General features: G+C 30.7%; 18 protein-coding genes. 16 read left to right on the plus strand and 2 right to left on the minus strand.

Annotation, left to right across the window (positions count from 1 at the left end; translation table 11 throughout):
* Nucleotides 1–10 precede the first annotated feature (10 nt).
* From LX78_RS00655 to LX78_RS00665, 3 genes are all read left to right on the plus strand, one after another.
* Nucleotides 11–2,455, plus strand: a complete 2,445-nt coding sequence (locus tag LX78_RS00655) for an FG-GAP-like repeat-containing protein (RefSeq protein WP_109680713.1) — start codon at nucleotides 11–13, stop codon at nucleotides 2,453–2,455.
* 108 nt (nucleotides 2,456–2,563) lie between these two features.
* Nucleotides 2,564–3,937: a DUF1800 domain-containing protein gene (locus LX78_RS00660; protein WP_109680714.1), complete on the plus strand. Its 1,374-nt coding sequence runs from the start codon at nucleotides 2,564–2,566 to the stop codon at nucleotides 3,935–3,937.
* A gap of 1 nt (nucleotide 3,938) precedes the next feature.
* On the plus strand, nucleotides 3,939–5,129 hold the full coding sequence (locus tag LX78_RS00665; protein ID WP_109680715.1) for a DUF1501 domain-containing protein: 1,191 nt from the start codon (nucleotides 3,939–3,941) through the stop codon (nucleotides 5,127–5,129).
* A 13-nt stretch (nucleotides 5,130–5,142) separates the two neighbouring features.
* Here LX78_RS00665 and LX78_RS00670 read toward each other — a convergent pair whose 3' ends face one another.
* Nucleotides 5,143–6,276: an ATP-binding protein gene (locus LX78_RS00670; protein WP_109680716.1), complete on the minus strand. Its 1,134-nt coding sequence runs from the start codon at nucleotides 6,274–6,276 to the stop codon at nucleotides 5,143–5,145.
* Between the two features lie 32 nt (nucleotides 6,277–6,308).
* Nucleotides 6,309–7,061 carry an SDR family NAD(P)-dependent oxidoreductase gene (locus LX78_RS00675; protein WP_109680717.1) on the minus strand — a complete coding sequence of 251 codons (753 nt, stop codon included), beginning with the start codon at nucleotides 7,059–7,061 and terminating at the stop codon, nucleotides 6,309–6,311.
* 195 nt (nucleotides 7,062–7,256) lie between these two features.
* On the opposite strand from LX78_RS00675, the gene LX78_RS00680 reads away from it, so the two are divergent.
* The 13 genes from LX78_RS00680 to can all read left to right on the plus strand — a co-directional run bounded on the left by LX78_RS00680 (nucleotide 7,257) and on the right by can (nucleotide 21,180).
* Nucleotides 7,257–8,258, plus strand: coding sequence for an AAA family ATPase (locus LX78_RS00680; RefSeq protein ID WP_109681338.1), 1,002 nt, complete (start codon nucleotides 7,257–7,259; stop codon nucleotides 8,256–8,258).
* Nucleotides 8,259–8,378: 120 nt separating this feature from the next.
* Nucleotides 8,379–9,245, plus strand: coding sequence for a DUF58 domain-containing protein (locus tag LX78_RS00685; protein WP_109680718.1), 867 nt, complete (start codon nucleotides 8,379–8,381; stop codon nucleotides 9,243–9,245).
* Entirely contained in the window at nucleotides 9,246–10,907 is a 1,662-nt protein-coding gene (locus LX78_RS00690) for a BatD family protein (protein ID WP_170109776.1), read from the plus strand.
* Nucleotides 10,907–11,911, plus strand: coding sequence for a vWA domain-containing protein (locus LX78_RS00695; RefSeq protein ID WP_109680719.1), 1,005 nt, complete (start codon nucleotides 10,907–10,909; stop codon nucleotides 11,909–11,911). The genes LX78_RS00690 and LX78_RS00695 overlap by 1 nt, the downstream gene beginning before the upstream one ends.
* Nucleotides 11,912–12,096: 185 nt before the next feature.
* Entirely contained in the window at nucleotides 12,097–13,134 is a 1,038-nt protein-coding gene (locus LX78_RS00700; RefSeq protein WP_109680720.1) for a vWA domain-containing protein, read from the plus strand.
* Nucleotides 13,135–13,273: 139 nt separating this feature from the next.
* Complete coding sequence (locus LX78_RS00705) at nucleotides 13,274–14,137, plus strand: tetratricopeptide repeat protein (protein ID WP_109680721.1); 864 nt, start codon at nucleotides 13,274–13,276, stop codon at nucleotides 14,135–14,137.
* Nucleotides 14,138–14,165: 28 nt separating this feature from the next.
* Nucleotides 14,166–15,941, plus strand: coding sequence for a BatD family protein (locus LX78_RS00710; RefSeq protein WP_109680722.1), 1,776 nt, complete (start codon nucleotides 14,166–14,168; stop codon nucleotides 15,939–15,941).
* Nucleotides 15,938–16,696 (plus strand): tetratricopeptide repeat protein, encoded by a 759-nt coding sequence (locus LX78_RS00715; RefSeq protein ID WP_109680723.1) that lies wholly within the window; start codon nucleotides 15,938–15,940, stop codon nucleotides 16,694–16,696. The genes LX78_RS00710 and LX78_RS00715 overlap by 4 nt, the downstream gene beginning before the upstream one ends.
* A 64-nt stretch (nucleotides 16,697–16,760) precedes the next feature.
* Nucleotides 16,761–17,060, plus strand: a complete 300-nt coding sequence (locus tag LX78_RS00720; protein ID WP_109680724.1) for a hypothetical protein — start codon at nucleotides 16,761–16,763, stop codon at nucleotides 17,058–17,060.
* A 106-nt stretch (nucleotides 17,061–17,166) separates the two neighbouring features.
* Complete coding sequence (locus LX78_RS00725; protein WP_109680725.1) at nucleotides 17,167–17,796, plus strand: carbonic anhydrase family protein; 630 nt, start codon at nucleotides 17,167–17,169, stop codon at nucleotides 17,794–17,796.
* Between the two features lie 62 nt (nucleotides 17,797–17,858).
* Entirely contained in the window at nucleotides 17,859–18,482 is a 624-nt protein-coding gene (locus LX78_RS00730) for a DUF2490 domain-containing protein (protein WP_185117698.1), read from the plus strand.
* A 21-nt stretch (nucleotides 18,483–18,503) separates the two neighbouring features.
* Entirely contained in the window at nucleotides 18,504–20,366 is a 1,863-nt protein-coding gene (locus tag LX78_RS00735) for a SulP family inorganic anion transporter (RefSeq protein ID WP_109680726.1), read from the plus strand.
* 178 nt (nucleotides 20,367–20,544) lie between these two features.
* Nucleotides 20,545–21,180 (plus strand): carbonate dehydratase, encoded by a 636-nt coding sequence (gene can / locus LX78_RS00745; RefSeq protein ID WP_109680728.1) that lies wholly within the window; start codon nucleotides 20,545–20,547, stop codon nucleotides 21,178–21,180.
* Nucleotides 21,181–21,184 lie beyond the last annotated feature (4 nt).

Genomic DNA, 21,184 nt, shown 5'->3' on the forward strand with positions numbered 1-21,184 from the left:
TAATTAAACCATGAAAAAAACTATCCTACTAATCACTTTATTATTAAGTGGCTTTTGCTCTATAGCACAAGTTTTAAATCAAAATGCTAACTGGCCTAACTCAAATTGGGATTTGGCAGGGTCTTTTGATTCTGACCCTTTAATATTTACTGGAAATCCTACTACAGATTCAGCGAATTTTTCTTTTGATGATGATCAAGGAGGTGGCGGTTCTATAAATAATATAGCAGTTCAATCACCAGTAATTAATTTAACCAATGCTTATAACGCAGGGGAAACTACTATAAATATTACTTCAACATATGTTTTAAATGTATATCAAACAGAAACCATTACTTTACAGTATTGGGATGCAGATGCAAATACCTGGAACAATTGGGGCTCTGCTTATGGAACAGACACAACTAATCCACCAAATGTAGATTTTTGTGCAGGGACTTTTGACCCTTTTAATAGTACACAATTAAATATCTCTTCATTTACAAGTACACAATTAACTGGATTTAGATATCGAATTCATTATAATGATAATGGTTCTTTTGGTTGGGGTATGTGTTATGCCTCTCCTACTATTACATCTTCAAATCCACCTGATTGCTTGGTAGTTTCAAATTTAAATGTAACAAGTATTACAGATAATTCTGCTAATATTAGCTGGCAACCAGGTCAAGGGGAAACTTCTTGGCAAATTGTTGTTCAACTTTCAGGAGCAACTCCTCCAACTTCAGGAATTAGCACGAATTTAAACAATCCTTATCCTGCTTCGGGACTAAATGCCGATACAAACTATAAGGCATATATAAGAGCCAATTGTGTTAGCGATGGCTATAGTGAGTGGGTTTCTATTGATTTTAGAACTCTAGAACCACCACCAAATCCAGGTGACTTTGTTTTTATTAGAGACAATAGCATTTCTATGAGTGGAACAAGTTATGCAGTTGTTGATATGAATAATGATGGATTAGACGATTTAATTGCAGCTTCTTCTTCAAACTTAAATATAAATTATCAAACAGTTGGTGGGTTTTCTTATACAAATTATTCTGCTCCAACAAACTATGGCCCAACTTGGAGTATGGCTGCAGGAGATATAGATGGAAATGGATATAACGATTTATTGTATGCAGCAGGAAATGGTGTATCTTTTTTAAAGGCTAATAATGACGGAACAGCTTATTCACAATCTGATGTAACTACTGCTTATGTATTTTCTCAACGTTCAAATTTTGTTGATATAGATAACGATGGCCATTTAGATGCCTTTGTTTGTCATGATGTACAACCAAATGTGTATTTTATTAATAATGGAAGTGGATTGGATGGCAGTTTAGCCTATTATCAAGGCCCTTCGGCAGCTGTGCCAAACGGATTAGGTACGCATCCAAATGGAGGAAATTATGGAACTGTTTGGATTGATTATGACAACGACAGAGATATTGATATGTTTATAGCAAAATGCCGTGGTGGAAACGTAACTCATAAAATTAATGAACTTTGGAGAAACGATAGAAATGGTAATTTTGTAAATGTTGCAACCGCAGCTGGACTAGCAGATCCAGTTCAAACATGGTCTTCTGCTTGGGCAGATTTTGATAACGATGGAGACATGGATGTTTATGTTGGTGCAAGTTCTGGATCTGATGGCGCTCATAAATACATGATTAACAACGGAGATGGCACTTTTACTGATGCTACTGCAACTGCAAATGTTGGAAGTGCTCCTTATGGTATAGAAAATGCGCCTGGAGATTTTAATAACGATGGCTATGTAGATATCTTATCTAATGGTAGAATATTACTTAATAATGGCGATAATTCCTTTACTGTTATTTCGACTGATATGCCACCAAGTGGAGCTATAGGAGATATAGATGGCGATGGTTTTTTAGACGTTTTTAATGGTAACTTATATAAAAATAATGGCGGAAATGGCAATAACTATATTAAAATTATCACTATTGGTGTTCAAAGTAATTACAATGGAATTGGAGCAAGAATAGAAATTCATACAGATTCTGGAACACAAATTAGAGATGTAAGAAGTGGTGAAGGTTTCGAATATATGAGTTCTTTAACTGCACATTTTGGTTTAGGAACAGATACCGTAATTAATAATATGGTTATTTACTGGCCATCTGGAGTAATAGATAATATTTTAAATCCAGATATTAATATGCTGCATTCTGTAGTTGAAGGTCAATCTTTAACGATTGTTGATGAAACACTTACAGACTTAGTGATGTATCCAAATCCAACTGAAAACTTACTGTATTTTGAATCTACTGCTGATATTTCTAATAAAGTAGCAACTATTTTCGATATTACAGGGAAGAAAATATTTAGTTCTAAACTTCTAAATAAATCTTTAGATGTATCACAACTTAATAGTGGCATCTATATTATTAGATTAGAGGAAAAAGGAAAAGTGATAAATAGAAAATTTGTTAAAAAATAAACTTATGTGAAACAAAAAAAGTCACTCAAATGAGTGACTTTTTTTGTTTATAAACTATTTGGAAAGGTTTTTGCGTTAATAAATATCATTTAGAATGATAACTTAATCATGAAAAAGGAACATATTCAACATTTATATTGGCGAGCTGGATTTGGTATCGATCCAAAAGCACTTCAATCTCTATTGAATAAAAATAGAGAAGACATTGTTGATATGCTATTTTCTGAATCTAAAAGCTTTAATCCTTTAAAGATAAATACACCTGAGTTTGATACACTTACTTACAAAGAGTTTAATAAAACAAACAAAATTCATAGAGCATATATTGAAAAAAGTAAACTAAAGGTTAAAGAGCTAAATCATGCATGGATTCATAGAGTTTCAAATTCTAAAGAAACGTTACGTGAAAAAATGACTTTATTCTGGGCTAATCATTTTGTGTGTCAAGACAGGTATATTCTTTATATCCAAAAGTTTAATAACACACTTCGATATCATGCACTTGGTAATTTTAAAGATTTTTTAAAAGACATCTCGAAAGAGCCTTCTATGATAGATTATCTGGATTTAAAACAAAATAAAAAAGGGAGACCTAATGAAAATTTTGCAAGGGAACTTTTAGAGTTATTTACTCTTGGAGTTGGAAATTATTCAGAAGATGACATCAAGGAAATTGCAAAAGCATTTACAGGTTACAATTACGATTTTGAAGGAGATTTTGAGTTTAGAGAGAATCAACATAATAATGATTTTAAATATGTTTTTGGTAAAGCTGGACATTATGATGGAGACGATATAATTGATATTATTTTAGAACAAAAACAATGTGCCAGATTTATTTGCACCAAATTATATCGCTATTTTGTAAATACAACTATTAATAAAACTCATATTGAAGACATGACGAATGTTTTCTTTCCAAATTATAATATAGAAACTGTTTTGCGTTATATGTTTACTCAAGATTGGTTTTATAGTCCAGAACATATTGGAAATAAAATAAAATCGCCAATTGATTTAATTGCTGGAATATCCCATACAGTTCCTGTAACCTTTAAAGAAACAGAACAAATACTTGGCATTCAAGGAATGTTAGGGCAACTTCTTTTGTATCCACCTAATGTCGCTGGATGGAAAGGTGGAAAAAGTTGGATAGATAGCAATACATTGATGATTCGTTTAAAACTACCTTCAGTTTTATTATCTAATGCAAAAATTGAAACCAAAGAAAAAGGAGACTTTTACGATGCTTATAAAAAGTATTACGAAAATAGAAAAGGGGACTCCATAATTAAAGCTTCAGCTAATTGGGAAGTTTTTAAAAGTAATTATCAACATGTTGAAATTGAAGAGTTGGGTAATTATTTGCTACAATGCCCAATTAATAGTGGTGTTCAAGATTATTTAAATCGTTTAAGCAAAAAAAGTAAGCAAGAATATTGCGTACAAGTAATGTCTTTACCAGAATATCAAATGTGTTAAAATGAATCGTAGAAAATTTATAAAAAACTCATCATTAGCAAGCAGTTTGTTCTTCGTACCAAGCTTTGTTAAAGCTTTTAGCAATTTAATTACTTCTGAAACTAGCTATAAACGCCTAGTAATTATTCAGCTTTCTGGTGGTAATGATGGTTTAAATACGCTAATTCCTTTTAGAGACGATAATTATTATAAATCAAGACCAATTATTGGTTTAAAAAAAGAGGACATTATTAACTTAGATAATGAGTTAGGTCTTCATCCAAGTTTACTCCCATTAAAAAAACTATACGATTATGGTTATCTATCAATAATAAACAATGTAGGTTATCCAAATCCAAACAGATCTCATTTTAGAGCTACAGATATTTGGCAAACAGCCAGTGATTCAAATCAATATTTACAAAGTGGTTGGATAGGCAGATATTTAGATAACTTCAATCAAAAAACCACTGCAGCAATAGATATTAACCAAAGTCTTTCATTGGCTTTAAAAGGTGAATTCCAAAATGGAATGGCAGTTAAAAACCCAAATCTTTTATTTAGAACTACTCAAGATCCTTATTTAAAAAATGTGGCGAAACATTATGAAGACTCCCATTTAAGCGAACATAATCTAGGCTATTTATACAAAACTATGATAAATACTGAGTCTTCTGCAAAATATATTTTTGAAACAAGTAAGACAACTTCATCAAATATAGAATATCCTAAAAATACATTATCAAAACAATTAAAAACAACAGCTCAGTTTATAAATTCAGGATTAAATACCCGAGTTTATTATGCCTCATTAGATGGTTTCGACACACATGTAAATCAGTTAAATACTCATAAAAGATTATTAAAAGCGTATGCAGAAAGTATAGATGCTTTTGTAAAAGACTTAAAATCTAAAAACACCTTCAAAGACACCTTAATTTTAACTTTTTCTGAATTTGGAAGACGAGTAAAACAAAATCGTGGCAACGGGACAGATCATGGTTCTGCCAATACACTTTTTATTATTGGTGAAAATTTAAAGACTCCTGGAATTTACAACAAAATGGGTAGTTTAGAAGATTTAGATGATAATGGAGATATTAAGTTTGAAATAGATTTTAGAACCATTTATGCAACTGTTCTAAAGAAATGGCTCAATGTAAATGATGATGTTGTCCTGAATGAATCTTTTAATCATTTAGAATTTATTTAAAATACTTATAGAATTAGCTATACTTCACTTTTCTTAAAATTCTAACAGACTCTTTATAAAGCATATACATTTCTTCGTTATAATTTTTTAAATACGGTTTAGCTTCATGAAGTTTATCTATAGCTTCATGAAATAGATTTAAATAACAGATAAGATAAGTAGCTGGAAGATTCTTTAAATCTTGTGCTTCATTTTTATTAAGCGAAATCCCTTTTTTTAATTTTTCTAAAATAGCATTATTGGCATTGTATATATGATGAAGTACTTTTTTATCATATTGTGGTGCTTCAAAAATTAAAGTTGTATCAATATTATAACTTACATTATTAGAGAAATTTATAACAGTTTCTTCTAAAGGATAATATTTATAAGAATTTTGAAGACCTAAATTTACATATTCAATAATTCTAAATGAATCCTCATCGAAAGATATAGAAACCTCATCAAGTGTTGAATAAAACAAACGCACTTGTTCGTTTATTAATTTAATATCTACTCTGGAATAAAACACTTCGTCTTTAACTGTTTTTTTGAGTCCAGACCAACACAAAACAAAATACTCTTTAAACACCTTATATTGTGGATTGAAATCTTGTCGTGTTTTTAAAAAATCGAAAACACCATCAAGTGTATGTTCAATATTGTTTTGCGAATGACTTTCAATTGCTGAAACTATTGCAGAATTAACATCTTTAATTTCAATATCAAAAACTTTTGGCATACTCATGCTTCCATCTCTAAAAAACACAGAGCCTCCATAATATTTCCATATGTTTTTTCGAAGAGACGTAATTTTATCAATAGATCTAATAGTTACTAGACCAACAACCTTATCGTCTGGCAAGTGTGGAAACGGAATGTTTTCGTATTGAACAATAGGTGGATTTGATAGATATGCATTGATAAGGTTTTGAATTTTACTGTCGTCAAAAAAATCGACTCCTATAATGTTGCTGTCCTCATCTTCAACACCTATAACAATGTATGAGTTGTTTTTAGGATTACTGTTTGAAAGTGCACAAACATGTTTTAAAAATTTTGCTTTTCCTTCTTTATGACTAATATCTATAATACGTTTCTTATCATAAAAACTATTCTCATCATTATGAGCTAAAAGGTTTTTAATAAGTAGGCGCTTGTTAATCATGTTCACTCCCTGAGAAAGCAGGATTTTTTTAATTAAAACTCTTTCTTTACAATAGTCGATGAAGCCTGAGCAGTTGGAAACACTAATAAATCTGCAATATTTACATGTGGTGGACGAGTAATAGCAAAATAAATTATTTCAGCTATATCTTGAGGTTGTAAGGCTTTGTATCCTTTATACACATTATCTGCAATAGCATCTCCTTTAAATCTAACCTGTGAAAATTCTGTTTCTACCAATCCTGGATTAATGGCGCAAACTTTTATTCCATATTCATTTAAATCTATTCGCATACCTTCAGTAATAGCAAGTACAGCATGTTTACTAGCACAATACACATTCCCTTTTGGATAGACTTCTTTTCCAGCCGAAGACCCAATATTAATTATATGCCCAGTTTTACGATTAGTCATATTTGGAATTACAGCTTTACTTACATACAATAGGCCTTTGACGTTTATATCCATCATGGCATCCCAATCATCTGTGTTACCTGATTGAATTGAGTCTAGTCCATGTGCATTTCCTGCATTATTAATTAAAATATCAATATTTTTAAATTCATCTGGAAGAGACTCAATAGCCTTAAAGGTTTCATTCTTATCTTTAACATCAAAGTTTAACGTGTAAACTTCTGTCTGTTTTTTTAATGCTTTTTTAATGGTTTCTAGTCGTTCTTCACGCCTTCCACATAATATTAAGTGAATTCCATGATTTGCAAACTCATGAGCTGTTGCTCTTCCAATACCACTAGTTGCTCCTGTAATTAAGGCTATTTTTTTCATTTAAAATATAGTTTTCATTCCCTTTAAATCTAGAATGATTTTAATTGAATTTAAAATTATAAAACATAATAGTCTTAAAGTTATCTAAACATGTTAATTTTTAACCAATTATTAACAACAAGAAAGCAAAAAATTTAACAATTTGCATGGCTCAATTAAGGATACTATATTCGAGAGATTAAAAATTAAAAAATGATGGAAGATACAAGTACAATTGATATTAAGACAATTAACGAGAAGATTGAAAAGGAAAGTGCTTTTGTTGATTTACTTACATTAGAAATGAACAAAGTAATTGTTGGTCAGAAGCATATGGTCGAAAGATTACTTATTGGTTTATTAGGACAAGGACACATTTTACTAGAAGGTGTTCCTGGTTTAGCAAAAACATTAGCAATTAATACACTTTCTCAAGCTGTTGATGGGAGCTTTAGCAGAATCCAATTTACTCCAGATTTACTTCCAGCAGACGTAACAGGTACTTTAATATATAACATGAAGCAAAACGACTTCACTATTAAAAAAGGACCTATTTTCGCCAATTTTGTCTTAGCAGATGAGATTAACAGAGCACCAGCTAAAGTGCAATCTGCTTTACTTGAAGCCATGCAAGAAAAGCAAGTAACTATTGGAGACGAAACTTTTATTCTGGATAAACCATTTTTAGTAATGGCTACAATGAACCCAGTTGAACAAGAAGGAACATATCCTCTTCCTGAAGCTCAAGTAGATCGTTTTATGCTAAAAACAGTAATTGATTATCCTAAAATGGAGGAAGAGCAACTTATTGTTCGTGCCAATTTAAAAGGTGCATTCGATAAAGTAAACCCTGTAGTTTCTGTACAACAAATTCTAAACGCTCAAAAAGCTGTTAGAGAAGTTTACATGGACGAAAAAATTGAAAAATACATTCTAGATATTGTGTTTGCTACACGTTATCCTGAAAAATATAAACTTGCCGATTTAAAACCGTTAATTTCGTTTGGTGCATCTCCTCGTGGAAGTATCAATCTTGCAACAGCTGCAAAATGCTATGCGTTTATTAAACGTCGTGGCTATGTAATTCCAGAAGATGTTCGTGCTATAGTTCATGATGTGTTACGTCATAGAATTGGAATCACCTACGAAGCCGAAGCTGAAAATGTTACTTCCGAAGACATTATCAATAAAATTGTAAACGAAATAGAAGTACCATAAAAAGAGTTTTCAGTATTCAGTTACAGTTAGCAGTTGCTTACTCATAATTGAATACTTAAAAGAAAACTTGACGGTTTATTGATAACTGAATACTGCGACTGAAAACTGTTTACTGAATAGATGGATACTAAAGAATTACTAAAAAAAGTACGAAAAATAGAGATTAAGACACGTCGTTTGTCTGATCATATTTTTGGAGGTGAATACCATTCAACCTTCAAAGGTCGTGGTATGACTTTTTCTGAAGTTCGAAAGTATCAATATGGAGACGATGTAAGAAATATCGATTGGAATGTAACTGCTCGTTATAACGAACCACATATTAAAATATTTGAAGAAGAACGTGAGCTAACAATGATGCTCATGGTTGATGTTTCTGGTTCAGAATTATTTGGTACAGAATCGCAATTTAAAAACGAAATAGTAACTGAAATAGCAGCAACCCTAGCCTTTTCAGCAACTCAAAATAACGATAAAATTGGATTGATTCTGTTTTCAGATAAAATAGAATTATACATTCCTCCAAAAAAAGGGCGTTCTCATGTACTTCGAATTATTCGTGAATTAATTGAATTTAAACCTAAAAGCAAACAAACCAATATTGCTGAAGCTCTAAAGTTTTTGTCCAATGTCATGAAGAAAAAAGCCATTGTGTTTTTATTAAGCGATTTTATTGCAGACGACTATATGCAAACGCTAAAAATTGCTTCAGGAAGACATGATGTTACAGGAATTAGAGTATTTGATAAAAGCGAAGAAGCTATACCTAACCTTGGTATGGTACAAATGCAAGATGGGGAAACTGGAGAGTACATGCTTGTAAATACAACTTCAAAAACTGTAAGACGTAATTATAGCAAGTTTTACAATAATAAAGTGGATTATTTTAAAGAAAGTTTTACCAAATCTGGTGCAGGTTCTTTAGATTGTCGTGTAGATGAAAGTTATGTAAAGAAATTGCTTGGCTATTTTAAAAGAAGAGGATAAATGAATTATAAATCACAACATAAGACAATTTTTAAGAGCAGTATTTTACTGGCTTTTTTCTTTTGCCTTTTTTATAATGTCTCTTTTTCTCAACAAATAACATCATCAATAGACTCTACTAAAATAAAAATTGGAGAGCAAATTACACTTAGAATACAAGTTGAGGCAGATACTACAGATTTAGTTGTATTTCCTGAAGGACAAACATTTTCTCCTTTAGAAATGATAGAGTCCTATAAAGTAGATACTACAAAAAAAGACGCAACCTATAAACTTATTAAAAAATATGGCTTAACTCAGTTTGATTCTGGCAGCTATATTATTCCTAAGCAAAAAGTACTTATTGGAGATAAAACATTCTTCACAGATTCTCTAAAGGTGTTAGTAAATAACATTGCTATAGACACAACCAAACAAGGACTGTATGACATTAAACCATTAATTGAAGTAGAAAAAAGTGCTAGTGATTGGTGGAAAACTTTATTATTAATATTAGTTATTATTGGTATTGTAGGTGGTTTAATATATTGGTTTATATGGCGAAGAAAACCATTAACAAAAGAAGAAAAAATAGCCTTACTTCCTCCTTATGAGAGAGCTAAATTAGCTTTGAAACAGTTAGATGAAAGTCATTATTTAGAACATTCAGAATTAAAAGAATACTATTCAGAATTAACTTTTATTATTCGAAAATATCTAGACGAAAAAGTCTACGATCGAGCATTAGAAAGTACTACAGATGAATTAATCAATAGATTAAATTTGCTTAAAGATGGTAATCAAATAGACATTAGCAAAGAAGATATTAAAAATCTAGATAGCATATTAAAACGTGCCGATTTAGTAAAATTTGCTAAATCTGCACCAGACATTGAATTAGCTAAATTAGACAGAAAAACCATAGATTTAGAAATAGATCATGTTAAAGAAGCCTTGCCAGAACCAACAGAAGAAGAGAAGCTACTAAACGAACAATATAAAGAAGAACAAGCACGTAAAAAGAACCGTAAAAAGAAAATAATAACTGGAGTTGCTATTTTAGGTTTACTTGTGGCTATTTTTGTAGGATTTGGTTTAAAATATGGTTTTACAAATATAAAAGATACGCTTATTGGTCATGATAGTAAAGAACTACTTGAAGGCGATTGGGTAAGAAGTGAATACGGAATACCTCCAATCGAAATATCAACACCAAAGGTTTTAAAGAGAGAAAATCTACCTATTCCAGAAGATATAAAATCGCAAATACAAACAACAACTTTTGTTTATGGAACTATTCAAGATAATTTTCATATCTCTTTAAGTACTACAACCTTTCCAAAGCAAAAAGAAGGAGAAGAAGAAAAAATAGATCCAATTAATATTGCCAAAGAAAGCATTACAAAATTAGAAGAAGCAGGTATTACAGACATATTTGTAAAACAAGAAAAATTTGCAACTCCAAATGGAGCTGAAGGTTTAAAAACTTATGGGACATTAAAAATTCCTGTTTCAAATTCAGATAATTACAAAGAAGCGCATTACGCTTTACTTCAGTTTATTTCAGATAATTCTGAAGTTTTACAACAAATCATGGTAATCTGGCCAATGGATGATACCTATGCAGATAGTATATCTGAGAGAATTATTAATTCTATTGAACTTAAAAAAGCAGCACAATAATGTTTGAAGGAATTGAATTTTTAAATAAAGAGTTTTTCTGGTTGTTTTTATTACTTCCATTAGCTGTGGTATGGTATCTTTTTAAATATAAAAAACAAACAGCCGAACTTAAAATTTCAAGCCTTAAAGGATTTAAAACTGGAAATTCCATTCTTCCTAAATTAAAACATTTTTTGTTTGTACTAAGATTATTGGTTTTAGCACTTTTAATAACAGCATTAGCTAGACCAAGAACAGTAGATGTGTCTACAAAGACTAAAACTACAAGAGGTATAGACATTGTTATGGCAATAGATGTTTCAGCAAGTATGTTGGCTAAAGATTTGAAACCTAATAGATTAGAAGCTTTAAAACAAGTGGCTGCTCAATTTATTAAAGAGAGACCTAACGATAGAATTGGTTTGGTAGAATATGCAGGAGAAAGCTACACAAAAACACCAATAACTAGCGATAAAGCCATTGTATTACGTTCTTTAGAAAGCATAAATTACAATACCGTAATTGAAGGTGGAACAGCTATTGGAATGGGGTTAGCCACATCAGTAAACAGATTAAAAGACAGTAAAGCCATAAGTAAAATAATAATTCTTTTAACAGATGGAGTTAATAATTCTGGTTTTATAGATCCTAAAATTGCTAGTGAACTAGCTGTAGAATATGGTATAAAAACATATACTATAGGTATTGGCACAAATGGAATGGCACTAACACCAATGGGTATTTTGCCTAATGGTAATTTACAGTATGGTCGCGCTCAAGTGGAAATAGATGAAGAGCTATTAAAAGAAATAGCTGAAGTTACAGGAGGAAAATACTTTAGAGCAACAAATAACAAAAAACTCGCTGAGATTTACGACGAAATAAACAAGCTTGAAAAAACAGAAATAGAAGAATTTAAATATTATAATTACGAAGAAAAATACAGACCACTAGTATTACTAGCTGGCATGCTATTACTTTTTGAGTTATTATTAAGATTCACAATTTTTAGAAGTTTTGTTTAAGTTTTTAGAATATCCTGCTAGATTTCAAAAACCTTGTAGGTGTTAAATAAATAACAATTAAAATGTCACCTTGAGCGCAGTCGAAAGGTCTTTAAATAAAAATATCTGTGCATTCGTAGTAATAACCGAATCCACAAAAAAATAAATAATAATTAAAAAGATTTCCGCATTCACGGAAAGTAAACATGTATCAATTAGAAGAAAAAATATGGTTTTGGGTTTTAGCGGTTATTCCAGTAATAATCCTACTCTTTTTGGTGCTTCAACTTTGGAAACGTCATGCTCAAAAGACATTTGCAGATAAGAAATTATTAAAAAGACTAAGCCCTAACCAATCACTTTTTAAATCTATATTAAAACTTATTATTTTATGTTTAGCTATAGCCTCTTTAGCAATAGCATTAGTAAATCCAAAAATTGGTACGAAACTAGAAACAGTTAAACGTGAAGGTGTCGATATTGTCTTTGCTGTAGATGTTTCAAAAAGTATGTTGGCTGAAGATATAGCGCCAAACAGATTGGAAAAATCGAAACAATTAGTTACACAAATCATTAATAATCTGGCAAGCGATCGTGTTGGAATTATAGCTTATGCAGGCAAGGCATTTCCACAACTACCAATTACTACAGATTATGCTTCTGCAAAGATGTTCTTGCAAAACATGAATACAGACATGTTATCATCGCAAGGGACAGCTATTAACGAAGCAATAGAATTAGCAAAAACCTATTATGACGATGATGAGCAAACTAATCGTGTATTAATAATTCTTTCAGATGGTGAAGACCATAGTGAAGAAGCAGCAAAAGTAGCCGAGGAAGCAAGCGAAGAAGGCATTCGAATTTTCACAATTGGTGTTGGAAACATAAAAGGAGGGCCTATACCAATAAAAAGAAATGGTGTTGTTTTAAACTATAAAAAAGATAAGGATGGCGAAACTGTTATTACTAAATTAAACGAAGAAACGCTGAAAGCAATTGCAGACGAAGCCAATGGTGCTTATATAAATGGAGATAACACCAACGATGTAGTAGAAAACATTAGAGATATTTTAAATAAAATGGATAAAAAAGAATTTGAAGCCAAACAATTTGCAGACTTTAAAGACCAGTTTCAATGGTTTTTAATCTTTGCTATTGTCTTTTTATTTATAGATATCTTCTTACTTGAACGTAAAACATCTTGGTTAAAGAAATTAAATTTATTTAACGAAAATCTCTAGCTACTCTAAAAGCTAGAAATTAATAAAATAATACTCCAATTATAGCAAGAAATTTTATAAAACCTTTAACTATCAATAGTACAAGTGTTTTATATATTTGAAATTGCTAAACACAAGACTTAAATAGCTTAAAATAAAAATGAAACGGTTTTTAATTTACATATTCACTATTATCTCAGTTACCAGCTTTGCCCAAGATAAGGACAAAGAAAAGGAACAGAAAGAGGCTTTAAAAAAAGCTAATAATTATGTATATGAAGGCAATGAATTAGCTGTTAATGACGATTTTGTTTCAGCTGAAATGGCTTATAGAAAAGCCATATCTAAAGAACCTACTTCCGTTGCTGGTGCTTATAATTTAGGAACATCTTATTTTAATGAAGGAAGTTATAATGAAGCTCTCTATAGATTACAACAAGCAACCAAAAGTGCGACCTCTAAAGAAGAAAAATATAAAGCATTTCATAATATTGGCAACATCTTGATGAAAGAAAATAAATGTCAAGAAGCTGTAGATGCCTATAAAAATGCTTTGAGAAATAACCCAACAGACAATGAAACTCGTTATAATTTAGCTTTAGCAAAAAAATGTGCTGAAGATCAAAAAGACGATCAGGAGCAACAAGACGATAGTAAAGACGACCAGAACAAAGATCAAGATCAGGATCAAAACCAAAACGAGAATAAAGAAAACGAAGACCAACAAGACAAAGAAGAAGGCGATAACAAAGAAGACAATAAAGATCAAGGCGATCAAGATAAAAAAGAAGGTGACGACCAAAAAGATGATGAAGGAAAGCCTAAAGATGACAAAAAGGATCAAGGCAAAGGAGATGATCAAGAAAAAGAGCAACAAAAACCACAACCACAACAAGGTCAGTTGTCTCCTCAGCAAGTAAAGAATTTATTAGAGGCTATGAATAACCAAGAACAAAAGGTTCAGGAAAAAATGAATGCCGAAAAACAAAAAGGAGTAAAAATTCAAACAGAGAAAGATTGGTAAATTTAATCTTGTGAATTCTTATCTAGAAATGAAATTATTAAAACACATAACATTAATTTTAATTGTATTAAGTACTAGTTTTGCAAGTGCTCAAGTCTCTTTTGAGGCTAAAGTAAGTAAGAAAAAGCTTGGTATAAACGAAAGATTGCGTGTTGATTTTGAAATGAATCAAGATGGAGATAATTTCAATCCTCCAGATTTTGAAAACTTCACTGTTATTGGAGGGCCAAATCAAGCAGTAAGCACCTCTTGGATTAATGGAAAGAGGTCTTATAAAAAAACATACAGCTATTTTTTATCACCTAAAAAAAGAGGTTCTTTTCGTATTAATCAAGCAACTATTGAGATAGATGGCGAAATCTACAAAACCACACCAATAAATGTTGTTGTAACTGCTGCTGTAAATAATCCAAACGATGAAAATAATCCGGAAACAATTGCTGAAGATAATATTCATTTAATAGCCGAAGTTTCTAATACTAACCCATATTTAAACGAAGCTATTACTGTTGTTTATAAGCTTTATGTCTCGCCAGATACAGGAGTTAGCAATTGGAGAGAAATAGACAATCCAAGATACAACGATTTTTGGAGTCAGAACATTGATATCAAAGGTTTAAAAGTTCAAAATGGCACTTTTAAAGGAGAAGATTATAGGTTTGTTGTTTTACGTAAAACAGTATTGTATCCTCAAAAAACTGGTAAGCTAGAAATAGAGCCATTAAGTTTAGATGTTACAATTGAAGTGCCAACAAACAGAAGAGATATTTTTGGAGGACGATTAATGACTCAGGTTCATAAAACCATTTCAGCTGGTAGTAGATCTATAAATGTAAAAGAATTACCTATTGCAGGAAAACCAAACGATTTTACTGGAGCTGTTGGAGACTTTCAGTTTAATGTTATTACTTCTAAAACCGAATTAAATGCATCCGAATCTTTACAAGCACGAGTGGAAGTTAAAGGAAATGGAAACTTAAAATTATTCGAATTACCAAAGTTAACTTTGCCTAGTTCTTTAGAAGTTTATGAACCAGAACATGCTGAAAATGTATCAACTAATTTAAATGGTATGCAAGGCAGCATTTCAGATGCTTATACTATTGTACCACAATACAAAGGCAAGTATCCAATTCCTAGTATTTCATTTTCATATTTCGATCTAAAAACAAAATCTTATAAACGCATCTCTTCAGGAGAAATAGTAATTAATGTCCTAGAAGGTCCAACAAACACAACCTCTTCAGACAATAATATAGCTTCCGTAAATAATGGCAAGCAACCTGTTGTTGTTAACAGCCAACAATTTGCATTTATAAAAACTGATGCTAATTTAACTTCCGTAAAACCAAATTACTTTTTTAAATCTACAGGTTTCTGGACAGGTTTATTATTGCCTCTTTTGGCTATTCCGTTGGCAATTATTATAAGAAAGAAAAAACAAGAACGAGATGCAGATATTGTTGGAAATAAAATTAGAAAAGCCGATAAATTAGCAAAACGTTATTTAGGAGAAGCTAAAAAAGCCTTAGGAAAAAAAGAAGCCTTCTATGTAGCTTTAGAAAAAGCACTACATAATTATTTAAAAGCTAAATTAAATATAGAAACTAGCGATTTATCTAAAGATAAAATTGAAAAATTACTAGTTTCAAGACAGGTAAGTCATGCTGAAGTTTCAGAATTTAAAGGTAATTTAAAGAACTGCGAATTAGCAAGGTATACTCCTATTACAAATGTAGAAATGCAGCAAGATTATGATAAAGCTGCCAAAACAATTTCAGCAATAGATAAACAATTTAAATGAAAAAAATAATTTACATATATATTGTTTTTATAAGCACTTTTTCTTTTGCTCAAAACAGCTCTTTATTCGAGCAAGGAAATGCGCTATATAATGAAGGAGATTATGATCAAGCTATCTTAAAATATGAAGCTATATTAAATAATGGGGAGCATTCATCTGAATTATATTTCAATTTAGCCAATGCACATTATAAATTAAATCATATTGCTCCTAGCATCTATTATTATGAAAAGGCATTACAACTAGATCCAACAGATAAAGAAATTCAAAACAATCTTGGTTTTGCTCGAAACATGACCATTGATGCTATTGGTTCTGTTCCTGAAGTTGGGCTTACAAACTATCTTAATAACATAACAAACAAGTTAAGTTTTGATTTTTGGGCTAAAACATCAGTAGCATTTGTATGCTTATTTGTTCTACTTTTTCTATTCTATTATTTTGCTTATTCTACAACAACAAAGCGTTTAACTTTTGTTTCTAGTATGGTATGCATTGGCTTAACCTGCATAACATTGCTTTTTGCTTTTCATAAAGATAATCTAGATAAATTAAACCGTCCTGCTATTGTATTTGTTCAGGAAAGTCAAGTTAAAAGTGAGCCCAATTTACGTAGCACAGAAGCATTTATTTTGCATGAAGGCACTAAGGTTCAAATTTTGGACACAGTCAATAATTGGAAAAAAATTAAACTATCAGACGGGAAGACAGGCTGGATTTTGAATCAAGATATTAAAGCTTTAAATGAGATTTAATATTTAGGCAACATTGTTAATATTTATAATTATTATATTAGCGCTCGTTTTAATAAAATTTGAAATGTCAAAAAAAGTAGTTTCTATATTCTTATCAGTAGTATTTATACTGTTTATAGTAACACCAACTGTTATTATGATAGTTGATGACACTATTGATATTTCTATTGTTTATTCGACTTCAGAAGAGGAAGAAAGAGGACACGAAAAACAAATAGATAAAGAGATTTTATTTTCAAATTTAAAATCTAACGAATCAGATTTCGTTTTTAACTCTACTGAAAATAGCGTTGGTTATTGCAATAAAAAATATGCAAAACCCCATCTAAATCTCATCTCACCACCTCCACAACTAAATATTTAATTTTTAGGAAAGGTAGTTTAGTCTACCCAAGATTTAATTAATACTAGCTTTTAATCCAAAAAAAGATTAAAAAGCTCAATTATTTTATGTTTAAAAACTAATAACAATGAAAGCACATACAAGAGAAACACAAGCAACAATGACACCACAAAAGTCATTAGAGTATTTAAAAGAAGGAAATGTAAGATTTCAAAATAATTTAAAGGCTAATAGAAACTTATTAGAACAAGTTAACGATACTAGTGATGGGCAATTTCCATTTGCAACCATATTAAGTTGTATAGATTCTAGAGTTTCAGCAGAATTAGTTTTTGATCAAGGTTTAGGCGATATTTTTAGCGTTCGTATAGCAGGTAACTTTGTTAACTCCGATATTTTAGGGAGCATGGAATTTGCATGTAAACTGGCAGGCACTAAACTTATTGTTGTTTTAGGTCATACTAGCTGTGGAGCAGTAAAAGGCGCTTGCGACGATGCTAAACTTGGGAACTTAACTGGTATGCTAGCAAAAATTAAACCAGCAGTAAAAGCAGTAGTGAACCCTCAAGATAAAAGCTTGAGAAATTCGTCAAACACTGACTTCGTGGATAATGTTTCTGCAAAAAATGTAGAATTATCTATAGAAAGAATTATTGAAGAAAGTGATGTATTAGCTGAAATGCAAAACATTGGAGAAATTATGATTGTTGGAGCTATGTACGATATTAATTCTGGAGCAGTTACTTTTTATGAATAAAATGGGATAAATTGATAGAAAAAAGAAAAATAATTGATTTTAAAATAGTAGCATTATCAGTAATGCTTATGCTACCACTTTACTCTATTGGACAAGATAGTAATTTTGGTAATTGGATGATTTATTTTGGAAATAAGAAAATTAATTCTAAATGGAATATTCATAACGAAGTTCAATACCGAAATTATAATGCTATTGGCGATTTAGAACAATTATTATTGCGTGTTGGTTTAGGATATAATCTAACTGAAAAAACAAATATATTATTAGGTTATGGTTATATTTTATCAGAAAATTATATTGGAGGTTCTGATGAGAAGGAGCAGGTCAATGAAAATCGTATTTATCAACAATTGATTACAAAACAGAATTATAAAAATTTGACTGTTCAACATCGTTACAGATTTGAACAGCGATTTGTAGAAGATGACTTTAGATTAAGACTACGTTATTTTTTAGGTGTAAATATACCTTTAAGCAAAAAGGAAACTAATAGATGGTACCTTTCAGCATATAACGAAATTTTTCTTAACACTGAGTCTCCTATTTTTGACAGAAACCGACTATATGGAGGGTTTGGATACAAAATCAATGATTCTGTAAGAATGGAATTGGGTTATATGAACCAATTTTTTGAAATTGGTAGTACAGATCAATTAAACATTATCACATTCGTAAATTTTTAAGAACGTTAAATCAAAGAAAAAATGAAAAACTTATTTTCAAATATTAAAGGTGATGCATTTGGAGGGATTACTGCAGGAATTGTTGCATTACCTTTGGCTTTAGCCTTTGGTGTATCTTCAGGCTTAGGCCCAACAGCAGGATTATATGGAGCCATATTTATTAGCTTTTTTGCATCACTTTTTGGAGGTACTAATACACAAATATCTGGACCAACAGCTCCTATGACAGCTGTTAGTATGGTTGTAATTGCAGGAATTATAGCTGTCAACGATGGCGATGTAAACAAGGCTTTGCCAATTATTTTAACTGTGTTCCTATTGGCAGGATTAATGCAAATAGGTCTTGGTGCTTTAGGGTTAGGGAAATACATTAGGTATATTCCATATCCTGTAGTTTCTGGGTTTATGACTGCCATTGGTGTTATTATTTTATTAACTCAAGTCTTACCTTCATTAGGTTATTACCCAAAGGAAGATGCTGAATTTGTTAATCTATTTAAACCACAAGCAGAAGAGGTTATTTTAGAAAACATACTTAAAGAAGAAGCTGGAGAAGGGATTCTTGTATTAGAAGATTTTAAAGAAACTATTTCAAGAGCTGAAGGAATTTCTCAAGAAACAATCTTAAAAGAATCTCAAACACTAGCTGCTAAAGAAGCATCAGGAGCCTTAGGAGCTATAAAAGCATTACCTCGAGCCATTCAAAATATTAATTGGTTGGAGCTATTTTTAGCATTAGGAACTATTTTTATTATTTATGGCTTTAAGAGAATTACAAAAGCTGTTCCAAGTACATTAGTTGCTTTAATTGTTATGTCTGGAATTGCAGTAGGATTTGGTTTAGATTATAGACCAATTGAAGAAATTCCAAGTGGACTACCTATTCCTAATTTAGAAATATTTACGTCATTTAATTTAAATAGTATCACACCCTATATATTTACTGCTTTAACTCTAGCGTTATTAGGAGCTATAGATTCTTTATTAACAAGTGTTGTAGCAGATAACATGACAAAAACAAAACACAAACCTAATAAAGAATTAGTTGGTCAAGGAATAGGTAATAGTGTAGCTGCCGTATTTGGGGGAATTCCTGGAGCAGGTGCAACTATTAGAACAGTAGTTAATATTACATCTGGTGGAAAAACCAAATTATCTGGAATGATTGCTGGTGTTATGTTATTAATTATTTTGTTAGGTCTTGGACCCATTGCATCAAAAATTCCAGCAGCTGTTTTAGCTGGTATATTAATAACAGTAGGTATTGGAGTTATGGATTATAAAGGGTTAAAAGCCATTCCTAGTTTACCAAAGGATATAAAATTAGGTCCATTTAAGTTAAGCTCAGAAGTTTTAATAATGCTAATTGTATTACTACTTTCAACATTTTGGAACCTTGTTTATGCTGTTGGTATTGGATTAGTAATTGCTTCTTTAATGTTTATGAAATTAATTGGAGATGTAACATCTGAACGAAGTGATGTAAAACCTTTAAAAGAAGAGGCTTGGAAAGATGAAATAAACTTTCCTGAAAAACTTAAAGAAGAAGTATTTATCAAACACCTGAAAGGTCCTTTATTCTTTGGTTCTACTAGTGAATTTCAACAGCTTACATTACAAATTCCAGATACAGCATCATTTGTCATTATGCGTTTAGGACGTATGCAATATATGGATCAATCTGGTTTATATGCTATGGAAGATATGCTTCTAGATTTAAAAAATAAAAACATAACTGTTCTTTTTGTTGGTTTATTAAAACAACCTAGGTATATGATGGAACGAATTGATATTATTCCAGATTTAATTTCGGAAGAACACATTTTTACTACATTCAAAGATTGCGTTACTTGGATTAAAGATAATGTAAAAGACAAGCATTAAGTTCAGCTAATTAATACTAAAAACCACTCTCTTCTGAGTGGTTTTTTTTATTTCCATATTTTTTAGACTTAACCTTTTTTCTAAAAAGTTGGCAAACAACTTCAATAAAAATTATTAATAGTATCTTTAAACCAAACAATAATTTAATCATATTCATAAACACTTCAACAGCAATTACATGAAAGATTTTTATAAACAATTATTAGATAATAATAAAAAATGGGTGAATGATAAATTACAATTAGATAAAGAATATTTTATTGATTTATCTAAAGGTCAGACTCCACCATTATTATGGATTGGTTGTGCAGATAGTAGAGTTCCTGCTAACGAAATTATAGGTGCAAAACCTGGTGAAGTTTTTGTTCATAGAAATATAGCAAACATGGTTTTACATACAGATATGAATATGCTAAGTGTACTGGATTATGCCGTTAATGTACTCAAAGTTAAACATATTATTGTTTGTGGACATTATGGTTGTGGAGGTGTCAAAGCTGCCATGGGAAATGATTCCATAGGACTAATTGACAACTGGATAAGACACATAAAAGATGTTTATAGAGTTCATAAAAATGAATTAGATGAAATAAACGATGAAACAGAACGATTTAATAAATTTGTTGAATTTAATGTTTATGAACAAGTTTTCGACCTTTCTAAAACCTCTATTGTTCAATCTGCATGGAAAAATGGACAGGAATTAAGTCTTCATGGTTGGGTTTATGCACTTACCTCCGGAATAGTAAAAGACTTAGGAGTTAATATCAGTAATGATTCTGAATTAGATGATGTATACCAACTTAATTTTTAAATAT

The sequence above is a fragment of the Xanthomarina spongicola genome, from assembly GCF_003148645.1.
GTDB classification, from domain to species: domain Bacteria; phylum Bacteroidota; class Bacteroidia; order Flavobacteriales; family Flavobacteriaceae; genus Xanthomarina; species Xanthomarina spongicola.

Excerpts from the sequence above, each read along its gene's own strand:
- LX78_RS00655 (WP_109680713.1), top strand. The coding sequence starts at position 11 with ATGAAAAAAACTATCCTACTAATCACTTTATTATTAAGTGGCTTTTGC.
- LX78_RS00660 (WP_109680714.1), top strand. The coding sequence starts at position 2,564 with ATGAAAAAGGAACATATTCAACATTTATATTGGCGAGCTGGATTTGGT.
- LX78_RS00665 (WP_109680715.1), top strand. The coding sequence starts at position 3,939 with ATGAATCGTAGAAAATTTATAAAAAACTCATCATTAGCAAGCAGTTTG.
- LX78_RS00670 (WP_109680716.1), bottom strand. The coding sequence starts at position 6,276 with ATGATTAACAAGCGCCTACTTATTAAAAACCTTTTAGCTCATAATGAT.
- LX78_RS00675 (WP_109680717.1), bottom strand. The coding sequence starts at position 7,061 with ATGAAAAAAATAGCCTTAATTACAGGAGCAACTAGTGGTATTGGAAGA.
- LX78_RS00680 (WP_109681338.1), top strand. The coding sequence starts at position 7,257 with ATGGAAGATACAAGTACAATTGATATTAAGACAATTAACGAGAAGATT.
- LX78_RS00685 (WP_109680718.1), top strand. The coding sequence starts at position 8,379 with ATGGATACTAAAGAATTACTAAAAAAAGTACGAAAAATAGAGATTAAG.
- LX78_RS00690 (WP_170109776.1), top strand. The coding sequence starts at position 9,246 with ATGAATTATAAATCACAACATAAGACAATTTTTAAGAGCAGTATTTTA.
- LX78_RS00695 (WP_109680719.1), top strand. The coding sequence starts at position 10,907 with ATGTTTGAAGGAATTGAATTTTTAAATAAAGAGTTTTTCTGGTTGTTT.
- LX78_RS00700 (WP_109680720.1), top strand. The coding sequence starts at position 12,097 with ATGTATCAATTAGAAGAAAAAATATGGTTTTGGGTTTTAGCGGTTATT.
- LX78_RS00705 (WP_109680721.1), top strand. The coding sequence starts at position 13,274 with ATGAAACGGTTTTTAATTTACATATTCACTATTATCTCAGTTACCAGC.
- LX78_RS00710 (WP_109680722.1), top strand. The coding sequence starts at position 14,166 with ATGAAATTATTAAAACACATAACATTAATTTTAATTGTATTAAGTACT.
- LX78_RS00715 (WP_109680723.1), top strand. The coding sequence starts at position 15,938 with ATGAAAAAAATAATTTACATATATATTGTTTTTATAAGCACTTTTTCT.
- LX78_RS00720 (WP_109680724.1), top strand. The coding sequence starts at position 16,761 with ATGTCAAAAAAAGTAGTTTCTATATTCTTATCAGTAGTATTTATACTG.
- LX78_RS00725 (WP_109680725.1), top strand. The coding sequence starts at position 17,167 with ATGAAAGCACATACAAGAGAAACACAAGCAACAATGACACCACAAAAG.
- LX78_RS00730 (WP_185117698.1), top strand. The coding sequence starts at position 17,859 with ATGCTTATGCTACCACTTTACTCTATTGGACAAGATAGTAATTTTGGT.
- LX78_RS00735 (WP_109680726.1), top strand. The coding sequence starts at position 18,504 with ATGAAAAACTTATTTTCAAATATTAAAGGTGATGCATTTGGAGGGATT.
- can (WP_109680728.1), top strand. The coding sequence starts at position 20,545 with ATGAAAGATTTTTATAAACAATTATTAGATAATAATAAAAAATGGGTG.